Consider the following 14,869-nt stretch of genomic DNA (forward strand, 5'->3'; position numbering starts at 1 on the left):
GGGCCTCGGGGGGTTGCGGGCGCTGCGGGTATGGGGCACGCGGGCGCGTGTGGGCAGAGTTGTGCGCGGGGCGCGTGGGCCCGGACGGCGTACGCGGATCCGGGTCGCGCGCCTGGCTCAGGCCGTGTAGAAGCGGGTGATGGCCTCGGCCACGCAGTGCGGCTTGGCGCTGGTCTCGCTGCTGATGGTGTAGCGGACCACCGCCTGGACACCGCCGGGGACCTCGGCGGCCGAGAGCAGCTGGGCCGTCGCCCGGACCGCCGTGCCGACGGGCAGCGGCGCGGGGAAACGCACCTTCTCCGAACCGTAGTTGAGCGCCATCCGGACGCCGTCGACGCTGTAGCACTCCTTCGCCAGCACCGGGATCAGCGAGAGCGTCAGGTAGCCGTGTGCGATGGTGCCGCCGAACGGGCTGTCCTTGGCTCGGTCGGGGTCGACGTGGATCCACTGGTGGTCGCCGGTCGCCTCCGCGAACAGGTTCACCCGGTCCTGGTCGATGATGTGCCACTCGCTGGTGCCGAGTTCGGTGCCGACGGCCGCGGTCAGGTCGGCGAGCGAGGCGAAGGTCGTCACAACGTGCTCCTGTGGGGGTGCTGCTGGCTGGACTCCGGTTCCGCAGAGTATGCCTACTCGGAAGTCACCTGTCAGGAGTCGGTCGGAAGTGGGCCTGCGACGGGCCTGTGGTGAGGCCGCGGCACGCGGCTTCAGGAGGTGTCGGGAGGCCGCGGGGAGCGCGGTGGGCGGCGCGCGCCCGGTATGCACCACCAGTCCGGCGGGCACAGGTGCCGGGCGGGCGCGGGTACCGGACCGTCCGGGAGTCGTCAGGTCGTTGCGGCGCAAGGCGCCTCCGCTGCCGCCGCGGCTCTCGGTCTCACCGGTGCCGTGGTGGCTGAGCTGCGTCGATTCCCGGTCGCAAGCGGCGGGGCCGGTCCGCGCGGGCGACGCCGCCGGTGTGCGGGGAGCGGCAGCGATAGCTTGTCGGCGGTGGCCCGGCCGTCGGCGGCGGCCCTGGTGATCGTCCGTGGTCGGCGCTGATCGGCGGTCGTCGGCGGTGGTCCTGGCGGTCGGTGGTGGTCCAAGCTGGTGCGGTCCGGGGCAGGCACGCGGTGGTCGCGGGGCGGCTCGGCGCCGACCGGTCGTGGCGACGGCGGGTGCACCGGCCGGTCCGTTGGACGGCCGGTCGACTGAGCGGATGCGGTGGCTGGTCGGTGTGCGGGCGGCGTCAGGGGGGAGGGGGCGGTGCGAATGGGCGGCGGCATCGAACTGGTGGTGATCGGAGCGAACGGAGGGCCCGAACGGGCCCACGGCGCCTCGGCACGGGCGGCGGAGGGGGCCAGGCTGCTCGCCGAGACGTTGCCCGGGCGCTGCTTCGACGCCGGTACCCGGGGCTGCCGGGTGACCCTGGTGCCGCCGGACGCGGACGCCAACGCCATGCTCACTGCGCTGCGGGTGGCGGCGCTCAGACCCTCGCGCTGGCTGCTGGTCTGCCTGGTCGGCCAGTTGGTGGCCGATCCGCGCGGCCGGCGGCTGGCGCTGGTCACGGCTGGAAGCACGTCGGACAACGCCTACCGGCGCGGGCTGGCCTGGGACTGGGTGGTCAGCACCATGGTCCACGGCGAGGCCGCGGACACCATGCTGCTGGTGGACGTGGTCGCCGACCGGGAGGCGTGGGCGGCACTGGAGCGCGACGGGGACGACGGCGTGGGTGAGCTGTTCGCGCACTCCCGGGTGCCGCTGTGGGGGCGGGTCGGACGGTTCGCCGGCGGACGGCGCGGGCGGGACGCCGTACTCCCCGGGGGGGAGGGCTCCTTCGCGTGGGCGCTGGCGGGGGTACTGGAGCACGGTGTACCCGGCGCGCCCGCCGCCGTCGGGCCCGCCGAGCTCCAGCCTGCGGTGGAGGCCGAGTTGGGGCCGGGGGCGGGACCGGCGGGTGTTCGACTGCTTGTTCCTGGCCAGAACGGACGCCTGCTGATGCGCAATCGGGCCGCGGTGCGGGGCGCATTGGCCGGATTGTCGCTTTCCGAAGAACTGTTGGCGGTTCTGTGGCGAGAAAGTGGCCCAACGGATCCGCCTTCCGCGTAAGGTCAGAGGGCCCGAGGTGTTGCCGCGAAGGGGCGGGTGGCGAAGAATCGATGCCCCGGAGCAGCAGTGCGGGACAGCGGATGTCTTCTGGCGGCCAAGGCAACGTGTGGGGCCGGTCGCGATGAGGTGGGGCGATGCGGCAGCACGGAAATGTCTTGCGCCCTGGGGTTGTTGGGGTCGGTGGCGTGGTTCTGCTGGCGGTTCTAGCCGCGTGCGGCGGTAGCGGCTCGGCGGGTTCCGTCGATCGGCTCGCCAATCCTGGGGCCAGTGTTGCGACTGTGGCGCCGGTAGCTCCTTCGAGTGGTTCGAATCCGGACTCGGTGGCGCCCACCGAGGGGCCGGAAGGGGCGGTCGGCCGGGTGGTTCTGAGGGCGTATCAGGACTGGTGGGCCGCGCAGACCGCGGCTTTCGCGCAGTCCGGTTCCGACGGTTCCCAGCTGCAGGTCTATTCCACCGGACTCGCGCTGAGTGAGGCGGTCGCCAGCCTTCACCAACTGCACGAAACCAAACTGGTGATGATCGGAAGTCCGCACAACTCGCCGGTGGTGAAGGCGATCGACCTCGCCTCCGATCCGCAGACCGCGTCGATCGAGGACTGCCTCGACGTCAGCGACTGGCATCAGGCGGACGCGGCGACGAAGGCGCTGAGGGATCCGAAACAGCGGTTTTCGCGCTACCCCGCCACGGCTGGTCTCCGTAGAACGAACGGGCGTTGGATGATCGTCGACTTCAAGCGAGAGGTGGACCGAACATGCTGAAGTCCGCTCGGAGAACGGTGGTTCGGATCGCCGCATTACTCGGAATGATCGCCGCGACGATCTCCCCGGCGTTCGCGGACGATCCGGGCGGCGTCGTCGGACCTTGTGCCTCGCGTGACATCTGCATCGTCATCACCGAGCCCGGTGGCGGTACCACCGGCGGTGGCGGGAGCGGCGGCAGCACCGGCAGCGGCGGCAGCGGGGAGCAGATGTGCAGCTGGAACGGGCAGCAGTGGCCGTGCTGGGACGACATGCTGGGCTGGTTCAGCTCCTCGGACGGGTGCTACTACCACCGGATGAGCCCGCAGCCGCCCGCCGGTGACGCGTCGTGGGGCGGCCGCGATCCGTCCCAGGGCGCGGTCTACGAGGTCAACTGCCGTGGCACGGACGGGAACCTGACGCCCAAGCCGCCGATGTTCTTCGCGCAGCCGCCCGGCGGCGAGCCCCCGCCGGACCGGCCGTACGACCTTGGGCTGAAGGCGCTGAAGGAGGTCCGGCTGGCCGCGCCGCAACTGCGCGCCGCGCCGACCGGCACCGCCGTGGTCGGGGTTCCGGTGTGGCTCTGGTACGACCGCAACGACGCCACCGTCGGGCCGTTGAGCGCCACGGCCAAGGGGCGGCAGACCAGTGTCACCGTCACCGTCACGCTGGACAGCGTGACCTGGGACACCGGTGACGGCTCGACCGTGTCCTGCGCGTCGGCCGGGACCCCGTACCACGCGGATGCCGGGGGCTCGCCCTCGCCCGACTGCGGCCATGTGTACCGGACCGGCTCGGCCACCCAGCAGGATGGCCGGTACTACCTGACCGCCACCCTGAACTGGAAGGTGAACGCCCAGATCAGCGGTACCGGCGAGAAGGTGTTCGCGTTCGACTACCCGGTCACCGGCGACCAGCCGCTCCCGTTGCGGGTCGGCGAGGTCCAGGTCCTCAACTGACCAGCCGGCCGCAGAGTGCCGCACAGACCCCCGTACGAAAGGCCGTAGTCCGGTGGAGAACCGAACCTTCGCGGCGCCGAGCCCCGGCACCGCCGCCCTCGTGCCCGAACCGGCGCGCGCGGTGCCGCACACGCCGCCGCGCACCCTGCGCGCCCGGCGGCGCAGGCCGGCCGTGCTCGCCATGGCGGTGGCGCTGATCGCAGCGGGCGGACTCGGCGGCGCGGTGCTCTACAACAGCACCGGCCAGCGGATCGCCGTACTGGCCCTGGCACATGACGTTCCGATGGGGCAGGCGCTGACCGCCGACGACGTGGTGGTCGCCAGGATCGCCGGGGACCCGGCGCTGCGCCCGCTGGACGCCAGGGATCGGGCGCGCACCATCGGGCTGCGCGCCACCACCGATCTGCGCAGGGGCGCGTTGCTGCTCAAGGCCGACGTCACCGCCGACCCGGCGGTGGAGCCCGGTCAGCAGATCGTCGGCGTGGCGGCCAAGCGCTCCCAGCTGCCCGCCACCAGGCTGGAGCCCGGTCTGCGGGTGCTGGTCGTCGCCACCGTGGACCAGGCGAACCAGGGCGGGACCACCCGGACCCCGGACACCCTGGCGGCCACCGTGGTCACGGTCGGCCGGGTGGACTCGGACGGCGGCCAGGTGGTCGACGTCGCCGTACCGCCCGCCGACGGGCCGCGGCTGGCCGCCTGGGTGGCCGGCGGCAAGTTCCAGGTCATCCTGGCGCCGCGGGCGGCCGCACCCGCCGCGCAGGCGCCGTCCGACGGCTCGTCCAACGGTCCGTCCACGGGCTCGTCCACCGGCCCGTCCGCAGCCCTGTCCGGCGCGCCGTCCACCGGCGGCACGGCACCGAACGCGGCCGGGGGTGGCAACTGATGGCCGTCGTCGCCGTGGCCGGCGGCCCCGGCGCGCCGGGCGCCACCACCGGTGCGCTCGCCCTGCTGCTGGCCTGGCCGCTGCAGCCCGGCCGGCGGATCATGCTGGTCGAGTGCGACCCGGACGGCGGTGCGGTGCTGGCCGGCGCGCTGGAGGGCCGGGTGGAGGCCGTGTACGGGCTGCGCAACCTCGCCGTCGCCGACCGGCGCGGACTGCTCGCCCAGAGCCTGTGGGAGCAGCTGATCGACCTCTCCCCGGCCGGCACCGGCGAGCGGCTGCTGCTGCCCGGACTGACCGACCCCGCGCAGGCGCCCGGCCTCGCCTACACCTGGGAACCGCTGGTCGAGATGCTGCACGGGCTGGAGCCGCAGGGCTACGACGTGATCCTGGACCTCGGCCGTTCCGGTGCGTCCGGGGCCGGAGCGGTGCTCGCCCGGCGGGCCGACGTGGTCGCCGTGACGATGCGCACCACCCTGCGCGGCCTGAGCGCCGCCCGCCCCCGGCTGGCGGCGCTGCGTGAGGATCTGGACACCTCCGGCACCGGAGCTGACGCGCTGGGACTGCTGCTGGTGGCCGAGGGCCCGTACCCGGAGACCGAAGTCTCCCGGCAGTTCGCGCTCCCCTCGCTCGGGCTGCTCCCGTACGCGCCGCGGATCGCGCGGGTGCTCTCCGACGGTGGTGACGCCACCGACCGGCGGTTCATCCGCTCGGAGCTGATGCGCACCGCCAGGTCGGCGGCCGACCGGATCCAGCAGCTGATCCGCCGTCGGCGCGCACGGCTCGCCCCGGCGCCCGCCCCGCTCGGCCCGACGGACCGGCCGACCCCACCGATGCAGCCCTTCCCGCTCGGGCAGTCGGCGCAGCCCGTCCCTCCCGGTCAGCCAGTGCAGCAGCCCTTCCCGCTCGCGCAGCCGGCGCAGCCCTTCCCGCCCGGGCAACCCCGCCAGTACGGCGGGCAGTTCCAGCCGGCCGGGCAGCCGCCGGCACCGGTCCAGGACCCGGCCGCCCCCGAAGCGCGCCCGGCGGCCTGCCTCGGGCCCGTCCCGGGGCCTGCGCCCGCACCGTACGTGCCGCAGCCGCCCGCCCCCGCGCCGTTCCAGCCGCAGCCCCCGCAGCAGTCGGCGTACGGGGAGGTGCTCCGTGCGCGGTAGCCCGCTGCACCAGAGCCCGGGCGGTGCGGTGGACCCGGCTGCGCTGCCCTGGACCGCCGCCACCGCCCAGCCGGTGACGACGCCTCCGCCCGTGGCGCGTCCCCCCGTGGTGCCTCAGCCCGTGGCGCCGAGCGCGGCGCCCGCCGGCCGGTTCACCCCCGGGCCGGTCCGCGGATCGGGCGCGCCCGCGCTGGAGCCGGTCGCCGCACGGCCCGCGATCGATCCGCAGGTCGCCCGCGAGCTCAAACGCCAGGTCGCCGCCGAACTGCACCAGCAGCTCTCCCGGCTGGCCGACGGCTCGGGCCTGGAGGCGGACCGGGCGACCCGGCGCCAGCGCGGGCGTGCGCTGATCGAGGAGGCGGTTGCCCGCTGGTCCGACGCGTACGCCCAGACCCACGGCATCCCGCCGACCCGGGAGCAGGACCGGGCGCTCGCCGAGGCCGTCTACGACCTGCTGTTCCGGGCCGGCCGGCTGCAGCCCTACCTGGACGACCCCGAGATCGAGAACATCCTGATCAACGGCTGCGACGACGTCTGGGTCTCGAGGGTCCACCAACCCCTGCGCCAGGTGCCACCGGTGGCCGACACCGACGAGGAACTCGTCGAGCTGCTGCAGGACCTGGCCCGCCAGCACGGCGGTGGCGAGCGCAGCCTCTCCACCGCCAGCCCGACGCTGGCGCTGCGTCTGGAGGGCGGGATGCGCCTGCAGGCGATGACCGGGGTCACGCCGCGCCCGTACGTTGCGATCCGGCGCCACCGGGTGGCCTCCGCCACCCTCGCCGACCTGGTCCAACTCGGCACCCTGGACAACACTTTGGCCGCCTTCCTGGCCGCCGCGATCCGGGCCAGGAAGAACGTGATGATCACCGGCACCCAGGGCGTGGGCAAGACCAGCCTGCTGCGCGCGATGGCCGCCGAGATCCCGCCGGACGAGCGGATCGGCACCCTGGAGACGGAGTTCGAGCTCTGGCTGCACACCCTCGGCCATCTGCGCCAGGTGGTCCCGATGGAGGCCCGCGAGGGCAACGGCGAGCGGGTGGACGGCCGGATCGCGGGCGAGCTGACCATCGGTGAACTGATCCCGGCCGCACTGCGGATGACGCTGTCGCGGATCATCGTCGGCGAGGTCCGCTCCGGCGAGGTGGTCCCGATGCTGCGGGTGATGACCAATGGCGAGGGCGGCTCGATGTGCACCCTGCACGCCCGCGGGCCGCACATGGTGGTGGACCGGATCGCCGAACTCTGCCTGGAGTACGGCGCACACATGACCGACAGCCTCGCCTACCGCCTCACCGCCAACGCCGTGGACCTGATCGTGCACGTCGCCATGGTCGACGAGACCGCCGTCGGCGGCCGCAGGCACCGCTTCGTCTCCCACGTCCTAGAGGTCACCGGCCTCGGCGAGAACGGCCGCCCCGCGATGAACACCGTCTTCGGACCCCGGCCCGAGCACGGCGAGCCCCGCGCCGTGCCGCACACCCCGCCCGCTTGCGTCGACGACCTGCGGCGGGCCGGCTTCGACGCCGCACTGCTCCAGAACCCCTACGGGAGTTGGGGCGCCCCGCTGGCGCTGCGGATCGGGGGCCTGCGGTGATGCTGCTCTTCGTCCTCTGCGGCCTGCTGGTGGCGGGCGGCGCGGTCGCACTGGTGGCCGGTCTGCTGGGCGGCGCTCCCGAGGAGGTGGACCGCAACCCGCTGGGCGGGCGGCTGCACACCTTCTGGTACGGCGCGCCGGGCAGCCCGAGCGCCCAGGTCGCCAGGCTGCGCCGGATCCAGACCGCACTCTCCCTGATCGGCGCGCCGTGCGCCTGGCTGTTCACCGGGATCCCGCTCACCGCCCTGCTGGTGCCGCTCGCCGTCTTCGGCCTGCCCTGGCTCTTCGACGCCACCCGCTCGGACACCCGCCGGATCGAGCGGCTGGAGGCGCTCTCCGAGTGGACCCAGCGGCTGGCCGACGTGCTGCTGCTCGGGGTCGGGCTGAACCAGGCGATCCTGACCAGCCGTCGTACCGCGCCGCCCGCCCTGGAGAGCGAGATCGCCGAGCTGGCGGCCCGGCTGCAGTCCCGATGGCGTCCGGAGGACGCGCTGCGGGCCTTCGCCGACAGCCTCGCCGACGCCACCGCCGACAAGGTGCTGGCCGCGCTGGTGCTGCGCTCCGGGGACAGCGGCCCGGGGCTGGCCCGGGCGCTGGCCGACCTGGCCGAGTCGGTCCGCGAGGAGGTCCGCCAGCGGCGGGCGATCGAGGCGGACCGGGCCAAGCACCGCACCACCATCCGCTGGCTGGTCGCCATCATCGTGGGCGTCCTGGCGGCCGGCTCCTTCAACACCGACTACACCGCGCCGTACGGGACCTTCGTCGGCCAGCTGGTGCTCGGGGTGGTCTCGGCCGTCTTCGTCCTGGTGATCGGCTGGATGCGTTCGCTCGCCCGGCACACCCCGCCGCCCCGCCTGCTGGAGGCGGACCGGCGCAGCAAGGCGGGCCGACTGCCCGGCGGCGAACCCGAGGAGCTCGCCGACCCGTTGCTGAAGGAGGCACGGTGATCTCGCCCTGGGCCGTCCTCGCCGGTGCCGCGGCGGCCGGCGGCATCGCCCTGCTCGTCGCCGAACTCCGGCCCGCCCCACCGGATCTGGGGCAGGCCCTGGACCGGCTGCACCGGGTGCCGGCCGAGCAGGCGGTGCGCGGCGAGGACCAGCGCTCCTGGTACGACCGGGTCGGTGAGCGCTCGCTCGGCCTGCCCGGCACCCGGATCCCGCGCCAGCAACTGGCGCTGATCGGCCGCACGCCGGCCCGCTTCATGGCGCACAAGCTGCTGTTCGCGCTGATCGGGCTGCTGCTGCCCGGGTACTTCTCGGCGATGGCGCTGGTGCTCGGGATCGACCTGCCGGTGGCCGCGCCGCTGCTGCTCGGCCCGGCGCTCGCACTGCTCGGCTGGTTGGTGCCGGACGCCATCGTGGCGGGTGAGGCCAAGGAGGCCAGGACCGAGTACCTGCACGGCCTGGTCGCCTACCTGGAGCTGGTCGCCCTGGAGCGGGCCGCCGACTGCGGCCCCGCCGAGGCGCTGCGGCGGGCCGCCGCGGTGGGCCGGGGCACCGTCTTCCGCCGGATCCGGGACGCGCTGGAGCGCGCCACCACCGACCGACTGCCGCCCTGGGAGGGGCTGGACGCGCTCGCGGTCGAACTCGGCCTCACCGCCATGCAGGACGTCGCCGACATCATGCGCATCTCGGGCACCGACGGCGCCGCCGTGTACGACACCCTGCGCGCCCGGGCGAAGAGCCTGCGCGGCGAACTGCTGGCGGAGGAACTGGCCGCCGCCAACACCGACAGCGAACGGATGGTCGCGCCCGGCTCGGTGCTCACCCTGCTGATGACGGCGCTGATCGTCTTCCCCGCCCTCTACCAGATGCTCAACGTTGTCTAGCCGCCCGCCACTTCCCTGGGAGACCAGCGACCATGAACCGAATCCGGAACCTACTCGCGGCACTGCTGCTGCCCATGCTGCTGCCGGTGCAACTCGCCATGTCCGTGCTCGTCCACTACCGGCTGGGCCGGGCCCGCGCCGCCCGCGCGGCCGGCGACCGGGGAGCGATCACCATCGAACTGGCCCTGGCGGTGGTCGGGTTGGTGGTGGTCGCGGGGATCATCGTGGGCGTGCTCTACAGCCTCGCCGGGAAGGTCAAGAACAAGGTCAACGACACCCCGATCGATGTGCCGAACCCGACGTGACTTCTCACTCGCCTCCGGGCGATCCGACCCGGCGCCGACAGTCTCCCCCAGCCTTGCCGGCTGGGAGGTGCCCCCTGCTCCCGCACTCCCTCCTCCGTCGGTCGCTTCCTCGCTCCTCCCTCACGGCACCGGCACGCCGCCCCCAGCCTCCGGCCGGGGGGACCCCCTCGGTTCGCAAGGCCCCGCCTGGGCGCCGTACTCGCTCCGACCTGGGGGCGATGACGCTCAGCCTGGCCATCGTCTTCCCCGCGGTGCTGGCGACGGTGGTGCTCGTGGTGCAGGCCGCCCTGTGGTGGTACGCGAGCCAGGCCGCGCTCACCGCCGCCAGGGAGGGCGCGGAGGCGGGCCGGATCACGGGGGGTACGCCGACCCTGGCCGTCCGGCGGGCCACGGACTTCCTGGACCGGCAGGGCGCGCTGGCCGAGCCGGTGGAGGTGGTCCCCGGCGGGGACGCGCAGATGTTCAGCCTGCGCGTCTCCGTCCGGGCGCAGAGCCTGCTGCCCGGGATGTCCGGGATGACCATCGACCGCCAGGTCACCGCCCCGCGGGAGAAGTTCGTCCCGCAGGGGGGCCGGCCGTGAGCCGGGGAACGGACCGGGGGAGCGTCGCGGTCGAGGCGGCCCTGATCATCCCAGCGGTGGTGCTCTTCGTGATGATCGCCGTGGTGGCCGGGCGTATTCAGACCACCGGCGGGGTAGTGGATGCGGCAGCGCGTTCCGGCGCCCGCGCGGCCTCGCTCGCCCGGAGCCCCGAGGGCGCGCGGCAGGCGGCGCAGGACGCGGCACAGGAGGTGTTCCGGGACCAGCGGGTGCCGTGTAGCGACGCCGAAACAGCCCCGGTCGAGTACGGCACGATCGACACTCCGACGGGCCAACTCACCACCGTGAGCGTGACGGTGAGCTGCAAGGTCGCGCTGGACTACCTGTCGTTCGGGGGAGTGCCGGGCAGCCGGACGATGACCGGCCGGTTCACCTCGGTGATCGACCGGTACCGGGGCACCGACTGACCGGGCTCCGGTCGGCAGGGAGCAGGTGCCGGGTTCAACCACCGGATGGGGGAGGGGAATTGATGCCACGCCGTAGCGGACGTGGGAGGGGAGCGGCGCCGGACGCCGGTGCGGTCTCCACCTTTGTGGCGATCTGCGCCGCCGGACTGGTCGTGGTGATCGGCATAGTGCTCGACTGCGGCGGACGGCTGCGCGAGATCGAGAACACCGACGCCCGCGCTCAGGAGGCCGCCCGCGTGGTCGGCCAGCAGCTCGACCAGGCGGCGGTGCTGCGCGGCGACGGCTACCCGGTGATCGGCGCCCGCGAGCACGACCTCGACGTGGCCACCCGTGCCGCGGACGCGTACCTCGACCAGTACCACCTGAGCGCCGACGTCACCTTCAAGGACGACCACACCGTCCAGGTGAGCATCGACACCACGTACCGCACCGCGCTGCTCGGTGCGATCAACGTCAACATCCTCCCGGTGCACGGCCAAGGCACGGCCACCCTGGTGCACGGGGTCACGGAAGCGGAGAACGGCTGATGGCCGCGCCACGAGCCAGGCACCACGCCCACGGCACCCCTACCGACTCGCCCGCGCACCGCGGCGCCCCGGGTGCACCCGGAGCAGACCGGCGGCGGCCGGTGCCGCTGCGCGCCGCCGGCCCCGGCCGGAGCGCCGGTTCGGTGGCCGCCGCGCTCGGTTCGCTGATCACGCTGCTCGGGCTGCTGGCGGGCCTGCCCGCGCTGCTGCTCTACGGCACCCTGGCGGTCGCCGGGATGGGCGAGGTGGCGAGCGGCGGGTTCGTCTCGATGCTCACCGGCCCGGACGACGGGCGGCTGTTCCTCTGGGCGCTGGTCGTCATCGGCTGGGCCGCCTGGCTGTGCTTCGCGTTCTCCGTGCTGCTGGAGATCCCGGCCCAGCTGCGCGGCCGGATCGCCCGCCGGATCCCCGCCTTCGGCTGGAGCCAGCGGCTGGCGGCCGGACTGGTCGGCTCGGTCCTGGCCGTACTGCCGGTCGCCGGCGGCGCCTTCGCGGCCACCCCGGAGAAGGCTCCGGCGGCCCTCGCCCCGGCGCAGTTGACCGCCCGCGCCCCGTACGCGGCGCTGCCCGCCGCCCCCGTCGCACCGGCGCTCGCGCCCGCCGCCGAGCAGCATCCGACCTACACCGTCAGGGACACCCGGCCGGCGGACAGCCTCTGGTCCATCGCCGAGCGCCAACTCGGCTCCGGTGAACGATGGGTGGAGATCGCGAAGCTCAACGACCACCGGGTGATGGACGATTCGGGTGCCCGCTTCGACGCAGACCGGCCGATCCAGCCCGGCTGGAAGCTCTTCATGCCGAACGACGCCAAACCGGACGGGAGTTCGGCGACGTCCGGCTCGCCGCAGGGCGGCACCGTCCCAGTGACGCCGCCCGCGAGCACGTGGCGTTCCAGCGTCACCGTGCGGTCCGGCGACACGCTCTCGGCCATCGCCGAACGGGAACTGGGCGCCGCGGATGCCTGGCCGAAGCTCTTCGAGGCGAACAAGGGCATCAGCGCGCCCGACGGGGAACGGCTGACCGATCCCGACGTCCTGGCCCCGGGCATGGTGCTCGCCGTCCCCGGTGCGCAGGCCCAGCCGCAGCCGCCGGCCCAGTCCCCGACCCCCGCGCCCGGTACCGGCGGCGCGACCTCGTCCGCCCCGGCCCCCGGCACCCCGAGCGCCACCCCGAGCCCGGCCCCGGCCGGCGCGCACCCGTCCGTACCCGCCGGGCACAAGCCGCCCACCGCGAAACCGGCTCCGGCCGCGAAGGCGGCGGCGCCCAGCGACGACTACAGCGTGGCACTCGCCGCCTCCACGGTCGGCGTCCTGCTCGCGGCGGTGATGATCGGAACGGTGTCCCGCCGCCGGGGCGACCAGCAGTGCACCCGCCGCCCCCGGCACCGGATCGCCCTACCGGCCGCGCCCGCGGCCGAGTTCGAGGCCGAACTGAAGGTGCGCCAGAACGACACCGCCCTCGACCTGCTGAACCGGGCACTGCGCACACTGGCCCGCAACACCGTGCGCGGCAGCAAGCGCCTGCCCGCCCTGGCCGCGGTCCGGGTGACCCCGGGGCGTACCGTCGAACTGCACCTCGGCGCCCCCGCCGCGCCGGTCGCGCCCTTCCGGGCGGCCCACGCGCCGAACGTCTGGTGGTGCCCCGAGGACTCCACGGAACTGCTGTCCGCCGCGCAGGCGGCCAAGACCGCGGCGCCCTACCCGGCCCTGGTCACCCTGGGCACCGCGCCCGACGGGGCCGTGGTGCTCGCCGACCTGGAGACCGTACGGCTGATGCACCTGTCCGGGCACCCGGACGACGCGCGGGACGTACTGCGCACGCTGGCGGTCGAGTTGGCGCACAGCCCGCTCGCCGACCGGCTGCACCTGCACTTGGTGGGGCTCGCCGAGGACCTGCCGCTCACCGGTACGGCGGCGGACCGGGTGCACCGCTACGACAGCCTGGAGGCGGCGATCAGCGCGCTCGGCCCGCGGACGGTCAAGGCCAGGGCCACCCTGGTGGCCGCCGACGCGGCCAGTCCGCGGGACGCCCGCGGCCGGGGCCACGCGGACGAGTCCTGGGTGCCCGAGATCGTGCTCTCCGCCCAGCCGCCCGGCGGAAACCTGCCCGCCGAACTGGGACGCCTGCTCGACGGCACCCCCCGCACCTGCCTCGCCGTGGTCACCCGCGCGCCCGAACGCGGCAGCGGTCCGGTCGCCCGCTGGACCCTACCCAGCAGCGGCACCGCCACCATCCCGGGACTGCACCTCACCGTCGAACTCCAGAAGCTCGACCCGCAGCAGTACGGCCACATCGGCGAGCTGCTGCGGGCCGCATCCGACACCACCCAGCACCCCGCTCCCGACTGGACCCTGGACGGCCCGGGCGGTGACCGCGACGCGGAGGAGATCCCGTTGCCGCCCGTGCCGGTGCTGGCCGGGGTGGGCGCCCCGCTGGGCGCGCCCCTGGCGCTGCCGGCGGACCTGACCGGGGCGCAGCTGGTGAGCCGGATGATCGGCACCGGAGCCAGCCCGTTCGCGGGTACCGACCCGACCGTGACCCCGGCCCCGCGCCTCGCCGGGCCCGCCGCTCCGGCCGGCGCCGACACCGCTGCCGCTGCCGCCGCCGGCGTCGAGGAGGTCCAGGCGGGACCGGTCGCCCCGCCGCGGCCGCCGTCCCGGCACAGCGCCAACAGCCGCGGACTGCGCAGCAAGGGCCCGGCGCCCGCCGGCCCGCCCGTGCTGACGAAGTCCGGCACTCCGTCCACCGCCGAACCGCCGGCGGCCGCCACGCCCGAGCCGGACCGCCCCGGCGCCCCGGCGGCGCCCCCCGAGCCCGCGCCGATGCACGACCCGGCTCCCCCGGCGGACGCCTTCGCCGACCCGGCCGGGCAGGCGCGCCCGGCCCCGGCGGGCGTGGTGCACGCGGTCACGCCGGTGCACCCGGTACCGCCGGTGCCCAGCTCCACCCGCAGCGACAGCGACGACCTGCTGGCCATTCTGCGCTCCCCGGAGGCGCACGCCGCCCGTACCGCACCCCGGATCCGGCTGCTCGGCCCGGTGGACGTGCTGTGCGCGGTCGGGCCCGCCGAGCCCTCGGTGCTCTCCCGGCTGACCGAACTGGCCGCCCTGCTGGTGCTGCGCCCGGGCCTCGAACACGGCGAACTCGACCGGGCCCTGCACCCGGGCGCCGCGCACCTGGCCCCCGGACCGCACGGCGCGGGGCCGGCGGCCGACCGGGCCGCCACCCCGCTGCAGGCCAAACTCGCCGAACTGGCGGCCTGGTTCGGCACCTCGGCCGAGGGCCGGGCCTTCCTCCACCTGGACACCCCGGACGGCTACGCCTTCGCCCCGACCGTGACCTGCGACTGGGACGAGTTCCGCAGCCTGTACCGGCGCGGCATGCGCAGCACCAGCAGCACCGCCGACGCCGCGCTGGCACACGCGCTCGCCCTGGTCCGCGGCGCTCCGTTCGCCGAGGCCCCGACCACCGCCTACACCTGGGCCGAGGCCGAACGCCAGGACATGATCGCCGCGATCGTCGACACCGCCCACGAACTCGCCGCCCGCCGCCTGCAGTACGGCGACCACCGCAGCGCCGAGGCCGCCATCTTCCGCGGCCTCGCCGTCGCCCCGGACGTCGAACTGCTGCACCGCGACCTCTTCTACACCTACGCCTCCGCCGGAGCCCGCGACCAACTGGTCCGCGCGGTCAACCGGCTTGACGCCCTCAGCCGCCGGACCGGCCGCGACCTGGACGCCGACACGGTCGCCCTGCTCCGTGACCTGCTCGCGGGCAACTGACGGCGAGGCACCGCC

Annotated in this window: 14 protein-coding genes; 13 read left to right on the forward strand and 1 reads right to left on the reverse strand. The window is 74.8% G+C overall.

Annotation, left to right across the window (positions count from 1 at the left end; translation table 11 throughout):
- Positions 1–117: 117 nt before the first annotated feature.
- A complete protein-coding gene (locus ACWDAK_RS19625; protein WP_344635926.1) occupies positions 118–573 on the reverse strand; it encodes a MaoC family dehydratase in 456 nt (151 codons plus the stop codon).
- 672 nt (positions 574–1,245) lie between these two features.
- On the opposite strand from ACWDAK_RS19625, the gene ACWDAK_RS19630 reads away from it, so the two are divergent.
- The 13 genes from ACWDAK_RS19630 (at position 1,246) to ACWDAK_RS19690 (ending at position 14,854) form a co-directional block, all read left to right on the forward strand.
- On the forward strand, positions 1,246–2,082 hold the full coding sequence (locus tag ACWDAK_RS19630) for a hypothetical protein (protein ID WP_427394096.1): 837 nt from the start codon (positions 1,246–1,248) through the stop codon (positions 2,080–2,082).
- A gap of 320 nt (positions 2,083–2,402) precedes the next feature.
- Entirely contained in the window at positions 2,403–2,840 is a 438-nt protein-coding gene (locus ACWDAK_RS19635; protein WP_427394097.1) for a hypothetical protein, read from the forward strand.
- Positions 2,834–3,778, forward strand: coding sequence for a hypothetical protein (locus ACWDAK_RS19640; RefSeq protein ID WP_449806484.1), 945 nt, complete (start codon positions 2,834–2,836; stop codon positions 3,776–3,778). Before ACWDAK_RS19635 ends, ACWDAK_RS19640 begins: the two co-directional genes overlap by 7 nt.
- A gap of 52 nt (positions 3,779–3,830) precedes the next feature.
- Positions 3,831–4,661: an SAF domain-containing protein gene (locus ACWDAK_RS19645; RefSeq protein ID WP_427394099.1), complete on the forward strand. Its 831-nt coding sequence runs from the start codon at positions 3,831–3,833 to the stop codon at positions 4,659–4,661.
- Positions 4,661–5,812, forward strand: a complete 1,152-nt coding sequence (locus ACWDAK_RS19650) for a hypothetical protein (RefSeq protein WP_427394100.1) — start codon at positions 4,661–4,663, stop codon at positions 5,810–5,812. Before ACWDAK_RS19645 ends, ACWDAK_RS19650 begins: the two co-directional genes overlap by 1 nt.
- Positions 5,802–7,406: a CpaF family protein gene (locus ACWDAK_RS19655; protein ID WP_427394101.1), complete on the forward strand. Its 1,605-nt coding sequence runs from the start codon at positions 5,802–5,804 to the stop codon at positions 7,404–7,406. The genes ACWDAK_RS19650 and ACWDAK_RS19655 overlap by 11 nt, the downstream gene beginning before the upstream one ends.
- Positions 7,406–8,353, forward strand: a complete 948-nt coding sequence (locus ACWDAK_RS19660; RefSeq protein ID WP_344635919.1) for a type II secretion system F family protein — start codon at positions 7,406–7,408, stop codon at positions 8,351–8,353. The genes ACWDAK_RS19655 and ACWDAK_RS19660 overlap by 1 nt, the downstream gene beginning before the upstream one ends.
- Positions 8,350–9,234 carry a hypothetical protein gene (locus ACWDAK_RS19665; protein WP_344635918.1) on the forward strand — a complete coding sequence of 295 codons (885 nt, stop codon included), beginning with the start codon at positions 8,350–8,352 and terminating at the stop codon, positions 9,232–9,234. Before ACWDAK_RS19660 ends, ACWDAK_RS19665 begins: the two co-directional genes overlap by 4 nt.
- A 32-nt stretch (positions 9,235–9,266) precedes the next feature.
- Complete coding sequence (locus ACWDAK_RS19670; RefSeq protein ID WP_344635917.1) at positions 9,267–9,539, forward strand: hypothetical protein; 273 nt, start codon at positions 9,267–9,269, stop codon at positions 9,537–9,539.
- A 218-nt stretch (positions 9,540–9,757) separates the two neighbouring features.
- On the forward strand, positions 9,758–10,120 hold the full coding sequence (locus ACWDAK_RS19675; protein ID WP_344635916.1) for a TadE/TadG family type IV pilus assembly protein: 363 nt from the start codon (positions 9,758–9,760) through the stop codon (positions 10,118–10,120).
- A complete protein-coding gene (locus ACWDAK_RS19680) occupies positions 10,117–10,545 on the forward strand; it encodes a TadE family protein (RefSeq protein WP_344635915.1) in 429 nt (142 codons plus the stop codon). Before ACWDAK_RS19675 ends, ACWDAK_RS19680 begins: the two co-directional genes overlap by 4 nt.
- Before the next feature lie 62 nt (positions 10,546–10,607).
- Positions 10,608–11,072 carry a hypothetical protein gene (locus ACWDAK_RS19685; RefSeq protein ID WP_427394102.1) on the forward strand — a complete coding sequence of 155 codons (465 nt, stop codon included), beginning with the start codon at positions 10,608–10,610 and terminating at the stop codon, positions 11,070–11,072.
- Positions 11,072–14,854 (forward strand): LysM peptidoglycan-binding domain-containing protein, encoded by a 3,783-nt coding sequence (locus ACWDAK_RS19690; protein ID WP_427394103.1) that lies wholly within the window; start codon positions 11,072–11,074, stop codon positions 14,852–14,854. Before ACWDAK_RS19685 ends, ACWDAK_RS19690 begins: the two co-directional genes overlap by 1 nt.
- Positions 14,855–14,869: the final 15 nt, after the last annotated feature.

The organism is Kitasatospora sp. NPDC001175 (assembly GCF_053598215.1).

Coding starts and splice junctions, on each gene's coding strand:
- ACWDAK_RS19630 (WP_427394096.1), top strand. CDS start 1,246: ATGGGCGGCGGCATCGAACTGGTGGTGATCGGAGCGAACGGAGGGCCC.
- ACWDAK_RS19640 (WP_449806484.1), top strand. CDS start 2,834: ATGCTGAAGTCCGCTCGGAGAACGGTGGTTCGGATCGCCGCATTACTC.
- ACWDAK_RS19650 (WP_427394100.1), top strand. CDS start 4,661: ATGGCCGTCGTCGCCGTGGCCGGCGGCCCCGGCGCGCCGGGCGCCACC.
- ACWDAK_RS19660 (WP_344635919.1), top strand. CDS start 7,406: ATGCTGCTCTTCGTCCTCTGCGGCCTGCTGGTGGCGGGCGGCGCGGTC.
- ACWDAK_RS19670 (WP_344635917.1), top strand. CDS start 9,267: ATGAACCGAATCCGGAACCTACTCGCGGCACTGCTGCTGCCCATGCTG.
- ACWDAK_RS19675 (WP_344635916.1), top strand. CDS start 9,758: ATGACGCTCAGCCTGGCCATCGTCTTCCCCGCGGTGCTGGCGACGGTG.
- ACWDAK_RS19685 (WP_427394102.1), top strand. CDS start 10,608: ATGCCACGCCGTAGCGGACGTGGGAGGGGAGCGGCGCCGGACGCCGGT.
- ACWDAK_RS19690 (WP_427394103.1), top strand. CDS start 11,072: ATGGCCGCGCCACGAGCCAGGCACCACGCCCACGGCACCCCTACCGAC.